Genomic DNA, 24221 nt, shown 5'->3' on the forward strand with positions numbered 1-24221 from the left:
CCAACCGGTTCTCATGTAGTCCTTTTTTACAAAATTTGCATATTAGTCCCTTCGTTCCCGCTTCCGTCCCTTGTTTTTCCCAAAGGGGGTAATCCGGATTCTCCGGTTCCATATCTCACCCAAACCGGTCCGCCGTCCGCGGACCCAAGGGCTCTGCAACCTGAAGGAGGACTGCATGAAGAAAAAGTTGTTCACACTTGGATTCCTGACCCTGGCCCTCGTGGCGCTGACCCTGGGGTCGGCCTGGGCGAAGACCGTCCGCATCGGCCTCATGTGTCCCCTGACGGGCTCCTGGGCCAGCGAAGGCCAGGACATGAAGCAGATCGTCGAGCTGCTCGCGGCCGAGACCAACAAGGCCGGAGGCATTAACGGAGACCAGGTCGAGATCGTCATCGAGGACGACGGCGGCGATCCGCGCCAGGCCGCCCTGGCAGCCACCCGCCTGACCACCAAGGAAATTTCCTCCGTCATCGGCACCTACGGTTCCTCCGTGACCGAAGCCTCCCAGAACATCTACGCCGAATCCGGCATCCTGCAGGTCGCCACGGGTTCCACGGCCATCCGCCTGTCCGAGAAGAACCTGCCCCTCTTTTTCCGTACCTGCCCCCGCGACGACGAGCAGGGCATGGTCGCCGCCAAGACCCTGGGCGCCCTGGGCTACTCCAAGATCGCCATCCTGCATGACAACACCTCCTACGCCAAGGGCCTGGCCGACGAAGCCAAGTCCCTGCTCGAAAAGGAAGGCAAAACCATCGCCTTCTTCGACGCCCTGACCCCCGGCGAGCGCGACTACAACGCCATCCTGACCAAGCTCAAATCCGCCGCCCCCGACGTCGTCTTCTTCACCGGCTACTACCCCGAAGCCGGCATGCTGCTGCGCCAGAAGATGGAAATGGGCTGGAACGTGCCCATGCTCGGCGGTGACGCCACCAACAACCCCGACCTGGTCAAGATCGCCGGCAACAAGGCCGCCGAAGGTTTCATGTTCCTGAGCCCGCCCGTGCCGGCCGACCTCGACACCCCCGAAGCCAAGGCCTTCATGGACGCCTACAAGGCCAAGTACGGCACCGCCCCCGGTTCCGTCTGGGCCGTGCTGGCCGGCGACGCCTACCGCGTCATCGTCGAAGCCATCGCCAAGTCCAAGGAGACCTCCGGCGAAAAGCTCGCCGCCTACCTCAAGACCCAGCTCAAGGATTTCTCCGGCCTGACCGGCAAGATCTCCTTCAACGACAAGGGCGACCGCGTGGGCGACCTGTACCGCGTGTACAAGGTCGACGCCGCCGGCGCCTTCGTCCTGCAGCCGTAAACGCCAAGGGCTCCCCCGTTCGGGGGAGCCCTTTTCCATCAACACCTTGCCCTGGCGTTCATCATGGAAGAATTTTTTCAGCAGCTGACCAACGGTCTGGCGGTCGGAGGCATCTACGCCCTCATCGCCCTGGGCTACACCATGGTCTACGGGGTCATGAAGCTCATCAACTTCGCCCACGGAGACCTTTTCACCATCGGCGCCTATCTCGGCCTGACCCTGCTGGTGTCCCTCGGCCTCTTCGACAAGATCGGGCCGCTCCCGGCGGTGATCCTGCTGGCCGTCATGGTCATGATCCTGGTGGCCATCATCGGCGCGATCCTCGAGCGGGTGGCCTACAAACCCCTACGGCATTCGCCGCGGCTGTCGGCCGTGGTCTCGGCCCTGGGCGCGTCCATCTTCTTTCAGAACGCGATCATGGCCATCTACAGCCCCAAATTTCTGGTCTACCCCCATGACATCCTGCCCAAGGCCGCCATCAACATCCTGGGCCTGGACATCCCGGTCATGCGCATCATCCTGTTCCTGACGTCCCTGCTGCTCATGCTGGCCCTCTACTTCTTCATCCAGAAGACCAAGATCGGCACGGCCATCCGCGCCGCGGCCATCGACCAGGGCGCGGCCAAGCTCATGGGCATCAACGTGGACCGCGTGATCATGCTCGTCTTCTGCATCGGCCCGGCCCTGGGCGGCGCGGCCGGTCTCATGGTCGGGCTCTACTACGGGCAGATCAACTTCAGCATGGGCTGGATGTACGGCCTCAAGGCCTTCACCGCCGCCATCCTCGGCGGCATCGGCAACATCCCCGGAGCCATGGTCGGCGGGCTGCTGCTGGGCGTCATCGAAGCCCTGGGCGCGGCCTACATCTCCATCGCCTGGAAGGACGCCATCGCCTTCTGCGTCCTGATCCTCATCCTCATCGTCAGGCCAACGGGCCTGCTTGGAGAAAGGGTGGCTGAAAAAGTATGAACTCGAGCAAAATCCTCTATCTCGTCTTCGCCGCGGCCATGGCCACGTGCCCGTTCTTCCTCAACGCCTACTGGACGGACGTCTTCAACAACGTCGGCCTGTACGCCATCCTGGCCCTGAGCCTCAACGTCATCCTCGGCCACTGCGGGCTCTTCCACATGGGACACGCCGCGTTCTACGCCATCGGCGCGTACACCGCGGCCATCCTGAACACCACGTACGGCGTTCCCGTGCTCTGGCTCATGCCCCTGGCCGGCGTCATGGCGGGGCTGTTCGCGCTGGTCGTGGCCCGGCCCATCATCCATTTGCGCGGCGACTACCTGCTCATCGTGACCATCGGCATTGTCGAAATCGTGCGCATCGCCCTCATCAACAACGTCTTCGACATCACCGGCGGCGCCAACGGCATCTTCGGCATCAGCCGCCCTTCGATCTTCGGCTTCAAGATTTCCAAGCCCGACCACTTCTTCTACCTCATCTGGGGGTTCGCCGCCCTGACCATCTTCCTGCTCATGCGCCTGGAGCACTCGCGCTTCGGCCGGGCGCTCCTGTACATCAAGGAGGATGAGGTGGCGGCCGGCGGCAGCGGCATCAACGTGGCCCACCACAAGCTCGTGGCCTTCATCATCGGTGCGGTCTGGGCCGGCATGTGCGGCACCATCTACGCGGCCAAGATGACCATCATCGCGCCGGAGTCCTTCTCCTTCGCCGAGTCGGTCATCCTCTTCACCATCGTCATCCTGGGCGGCTCGGGCAGCATCCCCGGCGTCATCCTCGGGTCCTTCCTGCTCGTCGGGCTGCCCGAAGTCTTCCGCGGCCTGGCCGAATATCGCATGCTCGTCTTCGGCGCGGCCATGGTCCTGATGATGATCTTCCGCAACCAGGGCCTGCTGCCGCCCGGACCCAAGCGGTACGACATCGCGGCCAAGCTCCACGCGGGAGGTGCACAGTGACCCTTCTGTCCGTCGACAACCTGAGCAAGAGCTTCGGTGGCCTCATGGCCGTGAACGACGTCACCTTCGAGGTGGAGAAAGGCAGCATCGTCGGCCTCATCGGCCCCAACGGCGCGGGCAAGACCACGGTCTTCAACCTCATTACAGGCAACTACCAGCCCAACACGGGCACGGTCCTCTTCGACGGTCAGAACCTCGTCGGACTGCCCACCCACACCATCGTGGAAAAGGGCATCGCGCGCACGTTCCAGACCATCCGCCTGTTCCAGAACATGACGGTTCTGGAGAACGTCCTGGCCGGAGTCCACTGCCGCATGCGCGCGGGGTGCATCGCGGCCATGCTGCGTACGCCCGCACAGCGCCGGGAAGAGGAAGAGGCCATGCGGCAGGCCATGGCGGAACTGGAATTCGTGGGCCTGGCCAGGGAATGGCAGAACAAGGCAAAGAACCTGTCCTACGGCAACCAGCGTCTCCTGGAGATCGCCCGCGCCCTGGCCACCAAGCCCAAGCTCATCGTGCTCGACGAACCCGCCGGCGGCATGAACGACCAGGAGACACAGGAACTCATCAGCCTCATCCGCGCCATCCAGGACCGCGGCATCACGGTGCTCCTGATCGAACACGACATGGGGCTGGTCATGCGCGTCTGCTCGTCCCTGGTGGTGCTGGAGCACGGGGCCAAGATCGCCTCCGGAACCCCCGCTGAAATCCAGTCCAATCCACGGGTCATCGAAGCCTATCTCGGCGCCGACTCCGAATAAGGTATCCGCCATGCTGCTCAAAATCGAAAATCTGCGCGTCAACTACGGCAATGTTGAAGCCCTGCACGGCATCAACCTCGAAGTGAACGAGGGCGAGATCGTGACCATCCTCGGCGCCAACGGGGCCGGAAAGTCCACCACCCTGAACGCCATCAGCGGCCTGGTACAGATCACCGGCGGTGGGATCTTCTTCCAGGACACAGCCCTGCACAAGCTCCCGGCCCACGAGATCGTCAAGCTCAAGATCACCCAGAGCCCCGAAGGCCGGCGCGTCTTCACGACCCTGACGGTGCAGGAGAACCTCATGCTCGGGGCTTTCACCTCGGTCAACACCGAGCGCATCCAGAAGAGCCTGAAGTGGATCTACACCCTCTTCCCGCGCCTGGAGGAACGCCGCAGACAGCTGGCCGGCACCCTGAGCGGCGGCGAACAGCAGATGCTGGCCATCGGCCGGGCGCTCATGGCCAACCCCAAGATCCTGCTCCTGGACGAACCGAGCCTGGGCCTGGCGCCCATCCTGGTCAAGTCCATCTTCGACACGGTCAGGGAGATCAACAAATCCGGCGTGACGGTCATCCTCGTGGAGCAGAACGCCAAGGCCGCCCTCAAGCTCGCTGACCGCGGCTACGTCATGGAAGTGGGCAACATCGTGCTGGCCGACTCCGCCGCCAACCTGCTCCAGAACGAACAGGTCCAGAAGGCCTACCTGGGCGGCGGTCACTAGCCCCTTTCAGCGCAGGGCGGATAAAGGAAAGCCACGCCGGTTCCGCCGACGTGGCTTTTTCATTGCGCACTGTCCGCACAATCCCCCTTTCCGCCCAGAATCCGCCATAGCGGAAAGGGTCTGCGAAGAACCGCCGGACCGGTGTACCGCAGCGCCCTCACTCCCTGCCCAGGCGACAGACGATCTCGAACTCCTCCGGCGTGACCGGCATGACCGACAACCGCGAGCCCTTCCTCAGAAGCTCCATCCGTTCCAGGCCCTTGATCCCGCGCAACGCGGCCAGTGGGACAGGGCTCGCAAACTTCTCCACGAACTGCACATCGACCATGAACCAGAGGGGCTTCTCGGGCGTGGACTTGGGATCGAAGTGTCTGTCTTCGGGATTCCAGGCCGTGTGGTCCGGATACGCCTCCCTGGCCACCCTGGCGACGCCGGCCACCGAAGGGTTCGTCACGCTGTGGTAAAACAGGATCAAATCCCCCACGCTCATGCCGTCGCGCATGAAGTTGCGCGCCTGGTAGTTGCGCACCCCGTCCCAGCTTGTGGTGCCGCCGGGCAGGGCCGCCAGATCGTCGATGGAAAAGCACCCCGGTTCCGTCTTCATGAGCCAGTATTTCATCGCAGCCTCCCCCACTGAAAATTTCCCGCACTGTCCCAGAATCGCGCAAGGTCGGCAACACCCCGCCATGCACCGCAGATACAAAAAAGGCTTCCCCCGCGCACGGGAGAAGCCTTTGAGGCGCATATCAGGTCCGACTCTACCAGTTGGAATCGGCGAAGGGGTCCTGAGAACCGCCGGAGAACCCGAAATCGGTTCCGGCAGCGGCTTCGGCCGGGGCGCCGGCGGCGCCTTCGGCGGCAGGAGCGGCGGCACCAGCGGCAGCGGCGACACCGGCCACGCCGGCAACCACGACACCGGTCTTCTTCACTTCCTCGACTTCCTTCAGCAGGGCTTCGAGCTTGCCGGTGAATTCGACGATGCGGGCTTCGGTGGTCACGAACAGGGCTTCGGCTTCGCCCTTCTTCTGGCCTTCGAATTCCTTGACCTTGGCGGCCAGGGCGGCGATTTCGGCGTCCTTGGCGGCCAGAGCCTTGGTCAGCTCATCGATCTTGGCGGCCTTGGCGTTGATCTGGCCCTTGTAGTCGGCCAGTTTAGCGAACACGTCGTCCACTTCGGTCTTGGCCTTGACGGGCATGGGGGCCACGGAGACGGACTGTCCCAGCTCCACCACCTGTCCCTTGGACATCTTGGTCAGCTCGGGGTGCTGCTCGTAAATCCAGGCCTTGGCCAGGGCGGCGGCGAAGGGCACGGAATCGGCATCCAGGTCCTTCTGGGTCAGGTAACCGAGCATCTCGGCCACATTGGCGCTGCCATCACCCTTCAGATAGGCCACAAACGTATCCATGGGAAAAATCTTGCGAGCTTCAGACATGGTGTCCTCCTTTAATTAAATAACAAAGATTTTATCGTCTTCGATGAGCTTTTCGCCGATGGGCAAACGACCTACGTACCGGGCGTAAATGAGCGCCGTGGTACGGTACACCAGATGCCCCAGCTTGGACCAGGGCAGGTACCCGATAAGCATGAAGATGCTGACCAGGTGCACGTAGTAGGTGAAGAAGGCCAGGGGGGCCACACCGGCCAGTCGGAACACTTCCGAACCGATGCCGGTCAGGGACACGACCCAGATCACGCCGAGCAGATACCAGTCGTAGTAGTTCGACCGGGATTTCGAGGTGTCCGCGTTGAGGCGACGACGGGTCAGCAGGGTCAGGCCGGTCACCAGCAGGACGGCGCCCACGTTGGCCAGGATCTTGACCGGGCTCCACAGGGGCATGGGCGTATGCCCGAGAGGCGCGATGAAGTGCACGACCTTGCCGCCCCAGTGGCTCACCGCCACGATGGTGGTGACGATGGCGCACGCCACGAAACCGTAAAACAGGATCTGGTGGCCCTTGACGCGCTCTTCATCGGCCGGGCTGTCCACGCAGTTCTTGAACCTGGAATGCTGCAGGATGTCGTACTTGACGGTATCGATGATGGCGTCCTTCAGGCTCGGCTTCTTGTAGCCGATGACGAAGGTCTGTCCCACCGTGGCCTTGAAGCCGTCGATCATGTTCTTGATGCCCATGCCGAAGCACAGACACACGCACAGGAACAGCAGCACGAACACCGGGTCGATGGTGAAGTCACCGGGAAAGAGGTTCCCGTAGACGATCTTGCCGTCTTCGGTCAGCGGGAAGAAGGTCCCGAGCATGGCGGCCCGGATCATCCAGATGATGGCGAAGAGGGCGGCCGGGATGCCTGCCAGGATGGGCAGGTGCTTGGGCGAACTCATCCAGGTGCCGATGATGGTCGGTGCGACGAGCTTGCGGTACGCCATGTTGCGCAGGGCCGACATGAGATCGCCCGGCTTGGCGCCGCGGGGGCACAACTCGGAGCAATTGCCGCAGTTGTGGCACAGCCAGATGTCGATGTCGTTGACGAGCTTGTCCTTGAGACCCCACTGCGCCCAGACCATTTCCTTGCGAGGATACGGGTTGTCGGCGGGAGACATGGGGCATGTGACAGAGCAGGTCGCGCATTGGTAGCACTTCTTGAGGTCCGCACCACCCACCTCCTGCAGTTCCTTGACGAACTGCAGATTAGGCTCGATTTTCACTGTTTTGGACATACATGCTCCTCCTAGTATCCCTTGAACGGGTTGGGTCCGAGCTTGGTGATCGCATCGACGAAGTCGTCGATCATGCCGGGCACCTTGTCGTATTCGTCGATGGCCACCTGCATCTGCTGCACCCGTTCGGTTTCGATGCCGAGCTTGCCCAGAGTCTCGCCGATGTTGGCCATGCGGCGGTTGCACAGCTCAGAGCCCTTGACGAAGTGGCACTGGTAGTCTTCGCCGTACTTGCAACCAAGGAGCAGACATCCGTCCGTGCCCTTGGACATGGCGTCGGCGATCCAGATGGTGTTCACGGAACCGAGACAGCGGACCGGGACGATGCGGACGTACGGGCTCCACTTCTTGCCGCGCAGGGCGGCCATGTCGAGGGCCGGGTAGGCGTCGTTCTCGCAGGCCAGAATGAGCATGCGCGGGCCGCCCACTGCCATGTCGTCGGGCACTTCGACCTGCTTGATGGCGGAACCGATCTGGTCGACGTTGTAGTTGTCGAAGTAGATGACGCGTTCCGGGCAGGCGCCCATGCACGTGCCGCAACGGCGGCAGCGCGAGGTGTTGGGCATCGGGTTGCCCTTCTCGTCCTCGTCCAGGGCGCCGAAGGGGCATTCCTCGGTGCAGCGCTTGCACTGCGTGCAGCGCACCAGGTTGAACCTGGGGTAGGACAGGTCGCCCGAACGAGGATGGACGGCCATGCCGCGGTTGGCGGACTCGAGGCACTGGATGGCCTTGAGGGCCGCGCCGGCGGCGTCGGTCTCGGTCGTGGACAGGGTCATGGGCTGGCGCACGGTGCCGGCGGCATAGATGCCGGTGCGGCGCGTTTCGTACGGGAAGCAGATGTAGTTGGAGTCGGCGTAGCCGCTGAAGAGGTCCAGGTCGGGCATGGCCGGGCCCTGGCGGTATTTCAGCTTGAGGATCGGATCCAGGGCCGTGGTGGGCACCAGGGCCGTGGGCAGGACGAGCATGTCGACCTCGACCTCGATCTTGGAACCGAGCAGCGTATCCTCCAGGACCACGATGATGTCGCCGTCGCCGCCGTCACGCACGTCGTTGATGACGCCCTTGGTCATCATGACGCTCGGGTCGTTCTGGGCGGCCTTGTAGTAGAGTTCGTTGATGCCGGGCACCATCATGTGCTCGTAGACGACCATGGCCACGCCGCCGGGAATGAACTCGCGCACGTAGTTAGCCTGCTTGAGGGCCGTGATGGAGGTCAGCTCGGAGCTGTAGTAGAGGTGCTTGCAGGTGTCCTGCTTGCTGAAGTTGGTCTTGGGCGCGTCGTCGGCTTCCTTGTTGGCAGCCGCGGCCAGGGCCGCAGCCTTGGCTTCGGCTTCCTTGGCCTCCTGCGGGACGAGCTTGTCGCCCACGCCGAGCAGGAACATGATCTTCTGGGGCTTGGCACCGTCGCTCTTGCGCACGATGGCCCCTGCCTTGGCCATGGCCTCGAACTCGCGGGAGGTCACGACGTTCTTCAGCTTGCCGTAGCCCAGGGGCTTCAGCACAGCCGTATCCTGCGGAACCCAGCCCGTGGCCAGGACCACGGAACCGCACGGAATGACGCGCTCTTGGCCGCCGACGGTCACCGTCGCCTCGTAGTTGCCAGGGGCGCCAGCGATGCTCGCGACCTCGGAATTGAGCAAGACTTCGATCTTGTCGTTGCCGGTCACTTCGGCGATCTTTTTCTCCACTCCCGTGGGGTGGGCCGCGTCATAGGGGTAGGAAAGGGGGATGGTCTTGTACATGGCCGCCGCAGCGCCGCCAAGGACATCCTTCTTTTCCACCAGGGTCACGTCGTAGCCGACGGCGGCGACGTTCTTGGCCGCGGTCAGGCCGGCCCAGCCGCCGCCGATGACCAGCACGCGCTTGACGACCTCAACCTGGTCGCTGGCAGGGACGTTGGCCTTCTGCAGTTTGACCACGCCCATGTTCACATAGTCGTTGGCCATCTTGTGCAGCAGTTCAGGCGTCTGCCCGGGCTGGACCTTCTCGCCGCTCGGGTCGGCGTAGCAGAGCACACACTGCTCGCGCAGGTTGACGCGCTCGACCAGGATGCCCTCGCCGAACTTGTAGAAGTCCCACTCCACGCGCGGCGACGTGCCGCAGATGCAGACGGCGTTGATCAGGCCGGCGTCGATGTCCTTCTGGATCATCGAACGGCCCTCGTCGCTCGCCAGGCGGGGATGGACCTTGACCACCGGACACAGATCGCTCCATTTCTTCTGCACGCCTTCGCAAAGCTTCTGGATGTCCAGCAGCCCGCCAAGGCTCGATTCGTCAAAGTATACACCAATCTTGTCGGCCATGTCCTACCTCCCTCTCACCGTCTGGATCGCTTTCATCGCTGCCCCGGTGGCAGACTGGGCCGACTTCATCACGTCCAGAGGTTGTTTGGCACAGCCAGCGGCGAAAATTCCCTTTTCCTCCCCGCCGATGATGAACCCCTCGGAGTCAACCGGGACATCGATGGGCAGGGAAGCGCCGGCCAGGCTGGGCTGCATTCCTGTGGCCAGAACCACGAGATCGAAACGTTCGACGGACTTGCTGCCGGACACCGCGTCTTCCACGGTCACCCAGACGTCGTCGCCCGCCTTGTCCTGTTCGACGGCGGCGACTTTGCCCTTGACGGCAAAGGTCTTCTCGTCGGCCAGCACCTTCTTGGCAAAATTGTCGTACCGGCCCGGCGTGCGCAGATCGATGTAGAAGATCGTGACTTCGGCGTCCGGATACTGCTCACGGACATACTGCGCCTGCTTCAACGATGCGGCGCAGCAGATATAGGAGCAGTAGTGCAGGTGGTTTTCATCGCGAGAACCGGCGCACTGCACAAAGGCGATCTTCTTCGGCTCGCGACCATCCGAAGGACGCACGATCTTGCCGTTGGTCGGGCCGTACGGAGAAGCCAAACGCTCCATCTGCATGTTTGAAATGCAGTTCTTGACCTGACCGGCGCCGAGGTTCGTCAGCTTCGTGACGTCATACGGCTTCCAGCCCGTGGCGATGACGATGGAACCGACGTTCAGGGTGACCGTCTTTTCCTCTTCGTTCAGGTCGATGTACTCGCACTTCTTGGCCTTGGCCTTGTCGGCATCGCTCATCGCGGCCTTGTCGACGACGTAGCGCTGCGGAAAGGCGAACGGGGCGTCCATGTACACGGGCTTGCGCGTGGCAAGTCCAAATTCGAAGTCGTTCACCACGTCCGAATCGAGCGAACCGCACAGTTCGGAAAGATCGGGACTGCTGGGGCCAGCGTAGCGCGGCTTGATGCGGACGGTAACTTCATAGTTGCCGATACCGCCTTCCACCTTGGTGACTTCGGCCAAGGTGAAGAACTTCACTTTGGGGTTGTTCTTGATTCGCTGATACTGGATTTCCAGGCCGCACGACGGTGGGCACAGCTTCGGAAAATACTTGTTCAGCTGCATAACGCGTCCACCCAGAAATGGGGTCTTCTCTATGATGAAGACCTCATGACCGATCTCTGCGGCCTCAAGGGCGGCGGTGAGTCCTGCAAAACCACCACCTATGACAAGTATGCTGTTGCTAGCCATTAGATTCCTCCCAGAACACACATGTTGAAGGCCATAAAAATGAATAGAATGGCCCAAGCATGATCTATAACTACCAGAGGTTACAGATCATGCATAGACCATTCTATATCCTGATACAGAAAAAAGGCTGCGGGTTGGACCCGCAGCCTTTTGGCCCATAAACTAGTCAGGGATGATCTGGTAGTAGTGTCTCTTGAAGATCTCGGTTTCACCAGTGGCCGGGTTGAACTTGGAGTTAACAAAGCACTTCCACTTGGCATCGTCCAGACCCATGAAGTCGGCACGATAGTAGAAACCGGGGTAACGGCTTTCCTGACGGAACCGGATGTGCTGCATGTGCAGACGAACGGTCCACAGTCTGTGGTACTGTTCCCAGCAGCGGAGCAGTTCGTGCAGGTCACGGGCGGCCAGCTTCTGGGAGTCTTCTTCCAGCATGTCGAGCAGGGCGAAGCCGGTGTCGAGCAGTCTGTCGGAAGTGGTGTACAGGGTGGCAACACCGCCGCCGTATTCATCGGTGGCCTTGATCAGGCGCATCATGAAATTGTTCGGGGTGATGTAGTTCGGGTTGACGACCGGATCGGTGGACGCGCCCTTGAACTGCTCGAAGGTGTACCAGGGCTGATAGATTTCCTTCTTCAGCTGGTCGGCGGACACGTTCAGCGTGGGGGTGAAGTCCTTGTGGTCCACGCAGTAGCGCACCATCTGCTTGCCGACGATGCGGCCTTCAGCGTGCGAACCGGAGGAGAACTTGTGACCGGAAGCGCCGACGCCGTCAGCGCAGGTGAACAGACCGTTTACCGTGGTCATGCGGTTGTAGACCTTGCCGTTGGCGGCCTTGACCTTGTATTCCTCGGGAACCCAAGGCTCGTTCGGGCCGGAAACCCAGATGCCGCAGCAACCGGAGTGGGAGCCGAGCAGGTAGGGTTCGGTGGGCATGATCTCGGAGCCGCGTTCTTCGGGCTTGATGTTCATGGCGGCCCACAGGTTGGCCTGGCCGACGCACATGTCGAGGAAGTCTTCCCAAGCTTCGGACTCAAGGTGCTTCTGCTCGGCCTTGGACAGGGTGGCGAAGGTCGTGTTCAGAGCGGTGGCGGTGTCCATGTAGATGGGGCCGCGACCTTCACGCATTTCGCGCAGCATCATGTGGTTACGCAGACAGGTCGGGATGACGTGACCCTTGGCGTAGCCACGATCCTCGTAGGGCTTCAGCATGGCGCGGTTGGTGACGCAGTAGTCTTCACCCTTGGCGTTGGTGGCTTTGGCCTTGAACAGCAGGAACCAAGCGCCGACCGGGCCGTAACCGTCCTTGAAGCGGGCGGGGACGAAACGGTTTTCCATCATGGTCATTTCGGCGCCAACCTGAGCACACATGGTGTAGGTGGAACCGGCGTTCCATACGGGGTACCAGGCGCGGCCGAGGCCTTCACCGGTGGAGCGGGGGCGGTACACGTTGACGGCGCCGCCGCAAGCCACGGACATGGCCTTGGCCTTGATGATGTACACCTTGTTTTCGCGAACGGAGAAGCCCACGGCGCCGGCGATCTGGTTGGAGACCTTGGCGTCGAGGAGCAGCTTCACGATGAACAGGCGTTCGATGTAGCGGTCGGAACCCAGGGCGTTCTTGGCGGCTTCAGCAACGATGACCTTGTAGGATTCACCGTTGATCATGATCTGCCAGCGGCCGGAACGGACAGGGGCGTCACCCTTGCGCAGGGACAGGCCTTCCTTCTTGGCCTGGGCGCCGTCCAGGTTCTTGCCGTCTTTCTTGATCCAGCAGGGCAGGCCCCACTCTTCGAACAGGTGGACGGAATCGTCGACGTGGCGGCCCAGGTCGAAGATCAGGTCTTCGCGGACCAGGCCCATGAGGTCGGTGCGGACCATGCGGACATAGTCGTCGGAGTTGTTTTCACCGATGTAGGTGTTGATGGCGGACAGACCCTGGGCAACCGCGCCGCCGCGGTCGATGGCGGCCTTGTCGACCAGCATGATCTTCACACCGAGGGGATCGCCCCAACGCACGGCTTCGAAGGCCGTGCCGCAGTTACCCATACCACCGCCGACCATGAGAATGTCGGTTTCAAGCTCAACAACTTCCGGCTCAGCAAGGGCCAGGCCCTTGATCGTATCTTTAACAGGAATCTGAGGCATGTGTTCCTCCTGAAATTTCTTGCGTTACAAAGCCCAGAATTAGGCGACGGCGGACTTGAAGGTGACCTTCAGGTCGGCTTCACCAACTTCGATCTTCTTGCCAAGGGCCTCTTTCGGGGTGGCCAGGGCAGACTCGGTGAACAGCAGTTCGCTTTCCAGATCGCCGGGTTCGGGCTTGCCATCGAAAGGCTTGATGGAACCTTCAACAGTGGTGCGGATGGGAAACTTGAAGCGCTTCACTTCGCCACTGCGGAACTGGACGGTCCACATGATGTCTTCAGCGCCGCGCAGCGGGATGCAGGTGCCGCCCATGGGAGCGAAGTCGGCGTAGGGGCGGGCAGTGATCGCGCCCTGGGGGCAGATCTTGACGCAGGAGTAACATTCCCAGCAAGCGGCCGGCTCCTGGTTGTAAGCCTTCATCTCAACGGGGTCCAGGATCATCAGGTCGTTAGGACAGATGTACATGCAGGCAGTCTTCTCACCGCCCTTGCATCCATCACACTTTGCTGGATCAACAAAGGTTGGCATAATTCCTCCGAATAAAGAGTTAAAAACTACTTAGCCACAGGCCCGAACAAAAATACCCAAGCGTTTCGCTTGTGAATCTTTTATCAAAGCACGTATGCCGTGTCAAGCAGCCCGACGGCATATCATGACCGTCTCAAGCCGTGCCCCACATGGCAAAACGGGAGGCTGGGATTACCCCGGCCCCCCGATGATCATCGAAACTACATCTTGGTCGCAGCAGCGTGGCTCTGCATCTTGATCTCGACCTTCTCGGTCAGAGAGGAGTAGTATTCGCGCAGGATTTCCAGGACTTCGTCGCGGCCAAAGTGGTCGGCGACGGGAGCGCCTTCGGACAGGGCCTTGCGCAGCTTGGTGCCGGACAGGACCACGCGGTCTTCCTTGCCGTGCGGGCAGGTGCGCAGGGAGGCCATGCCGTCACACTTGTAGCAGTAGAAGGTCCAGTCGATCTTCATGGGCTGGGTGACCAGATCCTTGCCGGCGCCAAGGTTCTTGGGAATGCGGTCAAAGATTTCCTGGGCCTCGAACAGGCCGTAGAAGTCGCCGACACCGGCGTGGTCACGGCCGATCAGCATGTCGGAAACGCCGTAGTTCTGGCGGAAGGTGGCGTGCAGCAGGCCTTCGCGGGGACCGGCGTAACGCATGTCGAGCGGGTAGCCGCCCTGCACGACGTTGGCCTTCACGAAGTACTTGTCGATGAGGGTGTCGATGCACTTGATGCGCACTTCGGCCGGGATGTCGCCAGGCTTCAGGTTGCCGACCAGGGAGTGGATGAACACGCCGTCGCACACTTCAACGGCGATCTTGGCCAGGAACTCGTGGGAACGGTGCATGGGGTTGCGCAGCTGCAGAGCGGCGACCTTGCTCCAACCCTTCTCTTCGAAAGTCTTGCGGGCTTCGGCCGGGGTCATGTAGCAGCCGGGGAATCTGTCGCGGTAGTCGCCTTCGGACAGAACCTTGACCGGGCCGGCGACGTTGAACTTCTTCTGAGCCATGACCATCTGAACGCCGGGGTGATCCTTCGGGGCGATTTCCCAGAACTTGTCGTCAGCGGACTCTTCGCCCTGGCCCTTATAGACCTTTTCACATTCCCACTTCTTGTCGGCTTCGGTCATTTCGTACACTTCGGTGACCTTCATGGTCGCCATGAAAACGCCCTTCTTGGGGTCGAACAGGGCGATCTCTTCACCGACCTTCACTGCCTCGTCCATATCCAGGGTCACGGGCACGGGCCAGAAGGTGCCGTCGGCCAGCGTGAAGTTTTCACAAACGGACTTCCAATCGGCCTTGGACATGAAGCCGTTCAGCGGGCTGAACCCGCCGATGCCCATCATGATCAGGTCGCCCTTGGCGCGGGGGCTGATGTCGATCTTCTTCAGACCTTCGGCCTTCTTCTGCTCGGCAGCGAGTTCAGCGCCCTGAAGCAGACAGCAAACCAAACCTTTTCCACCATGCGGGGGTACGAGAGCCATAATGCGGATCCTCCTAAATATAGTTTGTTATTATCTTCACAAATAACAGGTCGGAGACCCCTATTTGCTTCGGCTCGGCAAACTTGTCAACCTTTTTGTGATTTTTTTATCAACCTCTCTTCAACCACCCATGAAACATGCACGGCCTCTGAACAACCAAAGATTAATACCTTTATTTCAATATGTTGTGATCTTGCACGCCAACAAGCCCTTGCAATCCGTACCTTCTTATTGTTAAACAACCCTATTGTTCCCTGAGTAATCAATGCGTTCATCTACCCATGAACCAGCAACACCCTAGCCCCGAAGCGAACCGAATGGCCGAAAAACACACGACCCTCTCACTTACCCAGGAATTGGCGCAGCTCGACGAACGCCTCGTATCCCTCATCGCCGCGCGCACCAGCCTGCTGTCGCGGGCGGCGGCGTCCCGCCGGGCAAAAAACCTGGGCATCACCGACCCGAATCAGGAAAAGGTCCTGTGGCAAGTCTGGAGGGATACGTCCAAGGGCGACAATCTGGAGCCCCAGATCCTCAAGAAGATCTTCCACCTGACCAACAATCTTTCCTACGCCCGCGTCGAGCGAAACGCCTCCAACGAGAAGCCCCTGTGCCTCTATCCCAGGCGCAAACCCGTCAACATCGACCTCTCGGCGCCGCGCGACCAGATCCTGCGCAGCATGATGTTCTTTCTCGGCGCCACGAATCCCGCACCCCTGACGGTGGCCCCGTTCCAGGGCAACGACATATCTCTGGAACTCATCAACGCGCTGAACCTCTGCGGCTTCAACCTGACCTTCCAGAACCGCGCGTGCTCGACACAGCCGGTTTCGTCATGGTCCCTCGACAACAAGATCATTTACGCCGGCCAGAGCAAGTTCCATTTCTATCTCCTGCTCTGCCTCGCACTGGGCAAGGTGACTCGGGCCAAGTTCACGGGCTCGACCAAACTGAAAATTCACGATGTCAGGCCGGTCCAGGACCTTCTGCCCAAGCTCGGCGCCCGGCTGACCATCGTCGAACCGCACAGCAACGGCGTGCCCGTGCGCGTGGAATCGAGCGGACAGCTGCCCGAGACCATCTTCATCCCCGAGGGCGTGTCCAGAAAGTTCATCCTCGCCCTGGCCGTGGCCGCAACCACGTTCAAATCCGGCCTGACCATCCGCCTGCACGAGTCCTACGCAGGCAGCAAGCTCCTGCGCAAGGGCATCGTCTTCCTGCAGCAGTACCTCTCGGAACTGCAGTACGAAGGGACCGCCATCATCGTTCCGCCCGCGCCGCTGAGTCTTGATCTTTCCTCCGTCGACATCCCGGTGGACCCGCTCATGAGCCTGCACCTGCTCGCTCTGCCGTTCTTCGTGGACGGCAACGTGGTGCTTCACGGCAAGTGGCCGGAGTATGCGCCGCACCTCCAGGACGTCATGGACATCCTTCATGAGTTCGGCCTGCGCATCAACATCGGCTCAGACCAGATCTCCTCGCGCATGGGCAACAGGCCCAAGCAGCTTTCCATTGATCTTACATGCTGCCAGGAGTACCTGCCCCTTGTCCTGGCCATGGCCATGGGCCTGCGCGGCAAGTGCGCCATCACCCTGGACACCTCCCGCGAAGACGTCGAGTACGCCCAGGACATGCTCGAAAACCTCGGCGCGGGCTACTCCATCGAGCCTGGGCTCCTGCAGGTCGGGCTCCCCGCCTCGCCCCAGGCGAACAGGAAATCCGGCGAGTCGCCCTGGCAGAGCCCCGGTCCCTACTGGACCCTGGCGGGCGCGCTCATCTCCTTCACCCATCCCGGGCTGTGCATGAGCAACGCCGACAACATCACCTCCGCATGGCCCTGGTTCTGGAAGATCTTCATGAATCTCCCGGACCCCCAGAACTTCATCAACCAGCCGCGCAGCGAAGAAAAGGAAGACGAAACCCGCGATGACAAGCCCAAGCGCAAGCGCATCAGAATCTCCACAGACTGAGGCCATCGAGCGGGACATCGACCGCATCCGGACGGAGCAGGCCGCCATCCAGGCCCGGGTCCAGGATCTGCTGCAGCGCGAGGACCCGGCCCAGGGCGTGACCTTTCACGAAGAGATCTTCCGCCTGCAGCAGGACAAGCTGCGCATGGACACGGAGATCCAGTTCCTGCAGGTCAAGCTGCGACGTCTCACATCCACCTGGTGAACCAGACACGACAGGCTCCCGGCTTCGGCTGGGAGCCTTTTTTCAAATACCCGTCTTTCCCGTGAAGGAGCATCCATGAAACAGAACCTGACCCAGAAGATTATCGCGGCGCACCTCGTCGAAGGCGACATGACGCCCGGCAGGGAAGTGGCCATCAGGATAGACCAGACCCTGACCCAGGACGCCACCGGCACCATGGCCTACCTGCAGTGGGAGGCCATCGGCCTGCCGAGGGTCAAGACCGAGCTCTCCGTCAGTTACGTGGACCACAACACCCTGCAGATGGGCTTCCGCAACCCCGACGACCACCGCTACCTGCGCAGCGTCGCGGCCAAGTACGGCATCGTCTTCTCGCCTCCCGGCACGGGCATCTGCCACCAGCTGCACCTTGAGAACTTCGCCGTCCCGGGCAAGACCCTCATCGGCTCCGACTCCCACACCCCCACGGCCGGCGGCATCGGCAGCCTGGCCATGGGCGCCGGCGGGTTGTCCGTGGCCCTGGCCATGGCCGGCGAGCCCTACACCATCACCATGCCCAAGGTCTTCAAGATCCGCCTGGAAGGCGAGCTGACCGGACACGCCTCGGCCAAGGACGTCATCCTGCACCTGTTGGGCGTGCTGACCGTCAAGGGCGGCGTGGGCGCGGTCATGGAGTACTGCGGCCCCGGCGTGGCCAGCCTGAGCGTGCCCGAGCGCGCGACCATCACCAACATGGGCGCGGAACTGGGCGCCACGACCTCCGTCTTCCCCAGCGACGAGCAGACCCGCGCGTTCCTGGCCCTCATGGGCCGCGAGGCGGACTTCGCGCCCCTGGCCGCCGACGACGGCGCCGAGTACGACCGCGAGATCGTCATCGACCTGAGCACCCTTGCGCCCCTGGCGGCCCGTCCGCACATGCCCGACCTGGTCGTGCCCGTGGCCGAACTCGACGGCCTGACCGTGGATCAGGTGGCCATCGGCTCCTGCACCAACTCCTCCTACTCCGACCTGCAGGCCGTGGCCCAGGTCCTGGACGGCGAGCACATCGCGCCGAACACGGACCTGCTGCTCTCGCCGGGCTCCAAGCAGGTCCTCAAGATGCTCATGGCCGAAGGCCTCCTGGACAAGATCCTCGACGCCGGCGGCCGGCTCCTGGAGTGCTCCTGCGGCCCGTGCATCGGCATGGGCGGCTCGCCATCGAGCCACGGCGTCAGCGCCCGGACCTTCAACCGCAACTTCGAGGGTCGCAGCGGCACCCAGGACGGCCAGGTCTATCTGGTCAGCCCCGTGACCGCGGCCTTCTGCGCCCTGAACGGCAAGTTCACCGACCCCGCGGGCTGGGTCAAGGCCGTCTCCAAGCCGTCCCTGCCGTCCTCGGCCCCGTCCATCCGGCACCTCTTCGCCTTCCCGCCCGAAGACGGCTCCGCGGTGGAAATCGTGCGCGGGCCCAACATCGTCGCCCTCTCGCCCTTCGACAGACTGCCCGACACCATGGAACTACCGGTGCTGATCAAGGTCGGCGACAACATCACCACGGACCACATCATGCCGGCCGGCGCGGCCATCACGGCCCTGCGCTCCAACATCCCGGCCATCAGCCGCCACGTCTTCGAGCGCGAGGACAAGGACTTCGTGGCCCGCGCCGAGTCCGCCGGCCAGGGCCTCATCCTGGGCGGCGACAACTACGGCCAGGGCTCCAGCCGCGAACACGCGGCCCTGGCCCCGCGCCACCTCGGTGTGCGCATCGTCCTGGCCAAGTCCTTCGCCCGCATCCACAAGGCCAACCTGATCAACTTCGGCATCCTGCCCCTGGTCCTGGCCGACCCGGCGGACTACGACGCCCTGGCCCAGGGCGCGGTCCTGCGCTTCGACCTGACGGCCCTGGCCGCCGGGCAGCCCCTTGAGGCCACGACGGCCGAAGGCCGACGGATCGCGCTCGGCCATGATTTGACGGGTAATGAAATAGCCATTATCAAGGCGGGCGGTTTGCTCAACTTCGTCAACGACAGGCAGAAATAGGCCCGGTCGGCGATACCATTTAACCTCAGACACTCCGTCGGAGACTCCATGCTCGATATACTGCGCCAAGGCGCTCAAAGTTGGGGAATCAAGATACTCTTCGGCATCATCATCGCCGTGTTCGTCCTGGCGTTCGGCATGAACCGCATGCACAACGACAAGACCACTGTGGTGGCCACGGTCAACGACGCTCCCATTCATCTGCAGCACTTCCAGGAGCGTCTGCAGCGCAACCTGGAGATGATCAGGCGCCAGAACCCGAACGTGACGTCCGAAATGCTGGCCCAGATGGGCTTCAAGCGGCAGATCCTCGACCAGATGGTCGGCGAGGAGCTCATGCTGCAGCAGGCCGCGACCTTGGGACTGAGCGTCTCCAAGGAAGAACTCGCCAAGCAGATCCACCTCATCCCGGCCTTCCAGAAGGACGGAAAGCTCTTCGACCCTGAAACCTACCAGAACGTGCTGCGGGCCAACAACCTCACCCCCGGCAAATTCGAGTCCGAGTACATGCGCAGCATGCTCATGGACAAGCTCCAGGCCTACCTGAGCCTCACGGGGCGCCTGGGCGAGGAGCAGGCCCGGGACTATTACGACTACGGCCGCAGCACTGCCGTGATCGCCTACCTGAAGTACCCTTGGGAAAAGTACAAGGACCAGGTCAACGCCACCGAGGAAAAGATCGCCGAGCAGTACGCCGCGCGCAAGGACGCTTTCGCCGTGCCGGCCAAGGCCAGGGTCGACTACATCGTCCTGACCCCCGGCGCCCTGGCCGACACGGCCTCCGTGACGGATCAGGAAGCCCGCGCGTATTACGACCAGCACAAGGACAACTTCAAGATCGAAGAGCAGGTCCAGGCGCGCCACATCCTTGTGCGCGTCGATGAAAACGCCACCGAAGCCGATGTCGCCAAGGCCATGGACACGATCAAGAAGGCCCAGGCCGACCTGAAGGCCGGCAAGAGCTTCGAGGAAACGGTCGCCAAATACACCGAAGACCCGTCCGGAACCCAGACCGGCGGGGAGCTGGGCTGGTTCGGCCGCGGCCGGATGGTCAAGCCCTTCGAGGACGCCGCCTTCGCCCTGGACAAGGGCGCGGTCAGCGAACCGGTCCGCACCCAGTTCGGCTTCCACCTCATCAAGGTCGAGGACAAGAAGGCCGCCGGCTTCGAGGATTTCGCCAGCGTCGCCGACACGATCCGCCGCTCCATCGCCGAGGACCGCGCCACCGAGACGCTGCAGGACCGCCTGGACCAGGCGCTGGAGATGGTCCTCATCGGCGATTCCCTCGATGCCGTGGCCAAGACACTCGGCATCGAAGTCCGCACGACCGACTCCTTCACCCGCGAACAGGGTCCCGTGGAGCTTGCGGCCCTGTCCCCGGAAAACACAGCCACCCTCTTCGACCTTGCGCAGAACGCCACGACCCAGTCCCCCGTGCCCTTTGAGGACGGATACGTGCTCGCGACCAAGCGCGAACAGCTGGACGCCTCGGTGCAGCCGCTGGACGCCGTCCGCGAGAGCATCGTGGCGACCATCGTACGGGAGGAAGCCATGAAGCTGGCCAAGGCCGACGCCGACGCCGATCTGGCCCTGCTCATGAAGGGCGAAGCCCCGTCCGCGGCGTCCAACGCCACGGCCATGGAGACGGAACCCTTCGGGCGTCAGGGCTCCATCCCAGGCCTGGGCGCGAACCAGATGCTTTCCGAGAAGGCGTTCATGGCCCCTGCCGGCGCCTGGATTCCCGAATCCTTCGCCTTCCCCACCGGATATGTCCTGGCCAAGCCCGTGAAGGTCGTCCCGCCCACGCCTGAGGAATGGGCTGCGGAGAAGGACCTGTGGGTTTCGACCCTCAATGAGCGCACCGAAGGCCAGGCCATGCAGGCCTTCATGGCGGATCTGCGCGCCAAGGCCGATGTTCGCCTGACGAACCCGGCCCTGCTCGACAACTGACGCTTCCCGAACACGACATGCGCGAAGGCCCGCCTTGAATACCGAGGCGGGCCTTCGTTTTTTGAAAAGCACTCCGCGAATCAGGACTCCGCGCGCTTCAGAGCGTCACCCACTCCACCTCCGGGTCCCGGCCCCGTTCGAGTGTGAGTCTGGCCAGCCCGCCTTCCCCGCCCCTCGGCCAGAAAAGGGAGCCGGGGTTGAGGAGCCTGACTCCGTTGCCCAGCCGGCGCCAGTCGCGGATGTGCGTGTGCCCGTAGCAGACGATGTCCGCCTCGGGGAACTGCTCGGCCACGGCCTCGCCCACGCGGGAGCGCGGTCCCCAGCCGTGGCCCATGCCCACCCGGAATCCTTCCAATTCGAGGTCGCGCAAGCCGGGCAGCGATCCTCGCAGCGGCGGCAGGTCGCAGTTGCCCTGCACGGCGTAGAACCGGGGATGGGAATTGAGGAAAGCCCACGTCTCCTCGCCCACGCAGTCCCCGCAATGCAGGAGAACGTCCGCGTCGCGGCAGAAGCGCTCGAACACGGCCGCCAGCAGCCGGTCCGGCCGTTCGAGATGGGTATCGGAAATGACCGCGACGATCATGAGGCCCCTTTGCCTTTCATCGGTTGAATGACGAACTCGCATTCGATCCACAGCGGTTCGCCGGCTCCGCCGAGACTGCCCGAGGTGGCCTTGAGCGTTGACAGGAACGAAAGGAGAAAGGCCTGGAACTCCTCCCCGCCGGAGATACGGTTGAGGACGAACTCGCCGATGCTGCCGTCCGCGCGGATGTTCAGGCTGACCAGGGCGTAGCCCGACCGCTCGGGGGACATGCTCTCCCACAGACTCCTGATGGCGCGCTGCACCGCCCTGGCCCTGACGAGCTCCGTCTCGCTGCGCGGGCCCGAGACCCGCTTCCCGGTGTCGGGGCGGGCCTGCATGGATACGGTGATGTTCAGGGGCGCAACGGCTGCGGGCTGGCTCGATCCGTCAGGCGGACGTTCCCGGAAGATGCGCTGCCGGTACCAGTTGATGGCGTCGATGTTGAGTTCGAGAACGCTCGGCAATCCGTAGAGGTGGCCGAAGAAAAGATACCAGGCCGGGCCGGCGTGCAGGCAGAGGGCGAGAAGGACGCTTGTCACCGCCCACCCGAGCCGGGGCGCCTTCCGCTCTGGCCTGACCATGCCGCCTCAGGACCGTCGCTTCCCGTTGCCTTTGCGCCACCAGGACTCGTCGGGCCGGGCGAACCACCACTGCGACTGGTCGGTCTCCCGGATGACCGCGGCGAACTCGCGGGCCACGTCGGTCCTGAGCCGCGGCAGGGCATGGGCCAGCCACTTGGCCGCATAGGGGTTGCCCAGGTCCTGCTCCTCCTTCAGGTTGGCGATGAAGTCGAGCTGGTCCGCGTCATGGGCCAGTTTCGACTCCAGCGTCTCGCCGGCTTCGAGCTCGCGCCACATATCCAGCACCTCCGCCCGCAGGCCCGTACCCTCCAAGGCGTGGGTGAAGGCCAGGACCGGGTCGCTCGTATTGTAGATGCGGTTGACGTAGTTGAAGTCGCCGATGCGAGCCTCGTGCACGTCGTGAAACAGGCACAGGAACACGGTGCGAGCCACGTCGGCCCCGGCCCTGCGAGCCAGGATGTAGCCGATCATGGCCGTGCGGAAGGAATGCTCGGCCACGTTCTCGGCGCCGGAGCCGAGGAACTGGTAGCCCGTGCGCGGGGTGCGCCGCAGCATGCCAAGCTCGAAGACGAAATCGGCCAGGCGTCTCCAGGTAGGGTCGGCCACGACGGCGGCCTCAGGTTCGGTATTCAGCATTGATCTTGATGTACTCCTCGGTGAAATCGGACGCCAAAAGCGTCAGTTCGGCCCCTCCCGCGTTCAGCTCGATGTCGATGTCCACGGTGTCGCGGCGCAGGGCCGAGGCCAACAGGCTGTCCCAGTCGGCCTTGACCGGCGTGCCCTGGCGAAAAATGGTCAGACCGGCGATACGCACCACCACGGCCTCGGGCGTGAAGGAGGCGCCGCTGCGGCCCAGGGCGGCCACGATGCGGCCCCAGTTCGGGTCGCGGCCATAGAGGGCCGTCTTGACCAGGGGCGAGTTGCCCACGGCCCTGGCGGCCAGCTGGGCGTCGGCCATGCTGGCTGCGCCGCTGACGTTGACGCGCATGACCTTGGTGCCGCCCTCGGCGTCCTGTACGATCATGTAGGCCAGGTCCTGGCAGATTTCGAGCAGGGCCTCTTCGAGGATCTGCAGATCGGCACCGGCGGCGGTTGCGGCCGCGCCATTGGCCAGGGCCAGCACGCAGTCGTTGGTGCTCGTGTCGCCGTCCACGGTGATGGCGTTGAAACTCTTCTCCACGCAACGCGTCAGGGCAGCCTGCCACCAGGCCGGGTCCACGCCCGCGTCGCAGAGGATGAAACCGAGCATGGTGGCCATGTTCGGGCAGATCATGCCGGCGCCCTTGCAGAAACCGGCCAGTCGCACGGTTCCGGAGCCGAGGGACACTTCGCGCGAGGCGATCTTGGGAAAGGTGTCCGTAGTCATGATGGCCCGGGCAACATCGACGAGACCCGCCCGGCCGAGGTTGTCGCGCAGGGACGGCACGCCCAGTTCCCAGAGGTCCATCTTCAGCTGATCGCCGATGACGCCGGTGGAGGCGGGCATGACCTCTGAGGGCTTGAGCCCCAGGCAGCCCAGCTGCTCAAGGGTTGCCCGGCATTTGTCAATGCCTTCCTGGCCGGTGCAGGCGTTGGCCTGGCCGGAATTGACGACCAGGGCGCGGATGCCGGCCGGCGAAGCGGCCAGGACTTCCCGGGCCACCAGGACCGGCGCGGCCTGGAAGCGATTGGTGGTGAAGACGCCTGCGGCCGCGGCCGGCGCATCGCTGACCACGAGGGCCAGGTCCGAGCGGCCCGGACGTTTGAAACCGCACTGGGCGGTGGAAAAGCGGAAACCTGACGGGATGTTCATGACTCCTCCGGATACGAAAAAATCCCGCGCCCGAGCACGGGATTCCTCCCTGACAGGGGAA

At 62.8% G+C, this 24221-nt stretch carries 21 protein-coding genes; 9 read left to right on the forward strand and 12 right to left on the reverse strand.

Annotation, left to right across the window (positions count from 1 at the left end; genetic code table 11):
- Positions 1-175: 175 nt before the first annotated feature.
- From ACYQ3G_RS05290 to ACYQ3G_RS05310, 5 genes are all read left to right on the forward strand, one after another.
- Complete coding sequence (locus tag ACYQ3G_RS05290) at positions 176-1306, forward strand: branched-chain amino acid ABC transporter substrate-binding protein (RefSeq protein WP_459823223.1); 1131 nt, start codon at positions 176-178, stop codon at positions 1304-1306.
- Between the two features lie 63 nt (positions 1307-1369).
- A complete protein-coding gene (locus ACYQ3G_RS05295; protein ID WP_028576421.1) occupies positions 1370-2275 on the forward strand; it encodes a branched-chain amino acid ABC transporter permease in 906 nt (301 codons plus the stop codon).
- Positions 2272-3228, forward strand: a complete 957-nt coding sequence (locus tag ACYQ3G_RS05300; protein WP_459823227.1) for a branched-chain amino acid ABC transporter permease — start codon at positions 2272-2274, stop codon at positions 3226-3228. The genes ACYQ3G_RS05295 and ACYQ3G_RS05300 overlap by 4 nt, the downstream gene beginning before the upstream one ends.
- Positions 3225-3989 carry an ABC transporter ATP-binding protein gene (locus ACYQ3G_RS05305; protein ID WP_459823230.1) on the forward strand — a complete coding sequence of 255 codons (765 nt, stop codon included), beginning with the start codon at positions 3225-3227 and terminating at the stop codon, positions 3987-3989. The genes ACYQ3G_RS05300 and ACYQ3G_RS05305 overlap by 4 nt, the downstream gene beginning before the upstream one ends.
- A 10-nt stretch (positions 3990-3999) precedes the next feature.
- The gene (locus ACYQ3G_RS05310) at positions 4000-4713 is read left to right on the forward strand and encodes an ABC transporter ATP-binding protein (RefSeq protein WP_028576418.1); all 714 of its coding nucleotides are present in this window, start codon (positions 4000-4002) and stop codon (positions 4711-4713) included.
- A gap of 157 nt (positions 4714-4870) precedes the next feature.
- On the opposite strand, the gene ACYQ3G_RS05315 is transcribed toward ACYQ3G_RS05310, so the two are convergent.
- The 8 genes from ACYQ3G_RS05315 to sat form a co-directional block, all read right to left on the reverse strand.
- The gene (locus ACYQ3G_RS05315) at positions 4871-5332 is read right to left on the reverse strand and encodes an EVE domain-containing protein (RefSeq protein ID WP_459823233.1); all 462 of its coding nucleotides are present in this window, start codon (positions 5330-5332) and stop codon (positions 4871-4873) included.
- Positions 5333-5471: 139 nt separating this feature from the next.
- Entirely contained in the window at positions 5472-6146 is a 675-nt protein-coding gene (locus ACYQ3G_RS05320) for a zinc ribbon domain-containing protein (protein WP_459823236.1), read from the reverse strand.
- A gap of 15 nt (positions 6147-6161) precedes the next feature.
- A complete protein-coding gene (gene qmoC, locus ACYQ3G_RS05325) occupies positions 6162-7388 on the reverse strand; it encodes a quinone-interacting membrane-bound oxidoreductase complex subunit QmoC (RefSeq protein ID WP_459823239.1) in 1227 nt (408 codons plus the stop codon).
- Between the two features lie 11 nt (positions 7389-7399).
- Complete coding sequence (locus ACYQ3G_RS05330) at positions 7400-9691, reverse strand: hydrogenase iron-sulfur subunit (RefSeq protein WP_459823242.1); 2292 nt, start codon at positions 9689-9691, stop codon at positions 7400-7402.
- Positions 9692-9694: 3 nt separating this feature from the next.
- Entirely contained in the window at positions 9695-10936 is a 1242-nt protein-coding gene (locus ACYQ3G_RS05335; RefSeq protein ID WP_459823245.1) for a CoB--CoM heterodisulfide reductase iron-sulfur subunit A family protein, read from the reverse strand.
- Positions 10937-11098: 162 nt separating this feature from the next.
- Entirely contained in the window at positions 11099-13084 is a 1986-nt protein-coding gene (gene aprA, locus ACYQ3G_RS05340; RefSeq protein WP_028576412.1) for an adenylyl-sulfate reductase subunit alpha, read from the reverse strand.
- A 39-nt stretch (positions 13085-13123) separates the two neighbouring features.
- Complete coding sequence (aprB, locus tag ACYQ3G_RS05345) at positions 13124-13612, reverse strand: adenylyl-sulfate reductase subunit beta (protein WP_028576411.1); 489 nt, start codon at positions 13610-13612, stop codon at positions 13124-13126.
- A 200-nt stretch (positions 13613-13812) separates the two neighbouring features.
- Positions 13813-15084 (reverse strand): sulfate adenylyltransferase, encoded by a 1272-nt coding sequence (gene sat / locus ACYQ3G_RS05350; protein ID WP_156902391.1) that lies wholly within the window; start codon positions 15082-15084, stop codon positions 13813-13815.
- Between the two features lie 314 nt (positions 15085-15398).
- Between sat and ACYQ3G_RS05355 the strand changes: the two genes are divergently transcribed.
- The 4 genes from ACYQ3G_RS05355 (at position 15399) to ACYQ3G_RS05370 (ending at position 21204) form a co-directional block, all read left to right on the forward strand.
- Positions 15399-17051, forward strand: a complete 1653-nt coding sequence (locus tag ACYQ3G_RS05355; RefSeq protein WP_459823249.1) for a chorismate mutase — start codon at positions 15399-15401, stop codon at positions 17049-17051.
- Complete coding sequence (locus ACYQ3G_RS05360; RefSeq protein WP_459823251.1) at positions 17008-17256, forward strand: hypothetical protein; 249 nt, start codon at positions 17008-17010, stop codon at positions 17254-17256. Before ACYQ3G_RS05355 ends, ACYQ3G_RS05360 begins: the two co-directional genes overlap by 44 nt.
- A 75-nt stretch (positions 17257-17331) precedes the next feature.
- Complete coding sequence (locus tag ACYQ3G_RS05365) at positions 17332-19254, forward strand: aconitate hydratase (RefSeq protein ID WP_459823254.1); 1923 nt, start codon at positions 17332-17334, stop codon at positions 19252-19254.
- Positions 19255-19302: 48 nt separating this feature from the next.
- Complete coding sequence (locus ACYQ3G_RS05370; RefSeq protein ID WP_459823257.1) at positions 19303-21204, forward strand: peptidylprolyl isomerase; 1902 nt, start codon at positions 19303-19305, stop codon at positions 21202-21204.
- A gap of 97 nt (positions 21205-21301) precedes the next feature.
- On the opposite strand, the gene ACYQ3G_RS05375 is transcribed toward ACYQ3G_RS05370, so the two are convergent.
- From ACYQ3G_RS05375 to argJ, 4 genes are read right to left on the reverse strand one after another with little or no spacing between them, the layout of a single operon-like run.
- Positions 21302-21787: a metallophosphoesterase family protein gene (locus tag ACYQ3G_RS05375; RefSeq protein ID WP_459823260.1), complete on the reverse strand. Its 486-nt coding sequence runs from the start codon at positions 21785-21787 to the stop codon at positions 21302-21304.
- Positions 21784-22368: a hypothetical protein gene (locus ACYQ3G_RS05380; RefSeq protein ID WP_459823267.1), complete on the reverse strand. Its 585-nt coding sequence runs from the start codon at positions 22366-22368 to the stop codon at positions 21784-21786. Before ACYQ3G_RS05380 ends, ACYQ3G_RS05375 begins: the two co-directional genes overlap by 4 nt.
- Before the next feature lie 6 nt (positions 22369-22374).
- On the reverse strand, positions 22375-23004 hold the full coding sequence (locus tag ACYQ3G_RS05385; protein ID WP_459823270.1) for an HD domain-containing protein: 630 nt from the start codon (positions 23002-23004) through the stop codon (positions 22375-22377).
- Positions 22985-24160: a bifunctional glutamate N-acetyltransferase/amino-acid acetyltransferase ArgJ gene (argJ, locus tag ACYQ3G_RS05390; protein ID WP_459823276.1), complete on the reverse strand. Its 1176-nt coding sequence runs from the start codon at positions 24158-24160 to the stop codon at positions 22985-22987. The genes ACYQ3G_RS05385 and argJ overlap by 20 nt, the downstream gene beginning before the upstream one ends.
- Positions 24161-24221: the final 61 nt, after the last annotated feature.

The sequence above is a fragment of the Desulfomicrobium salsuginis genome, assembly GCF_054657795.1.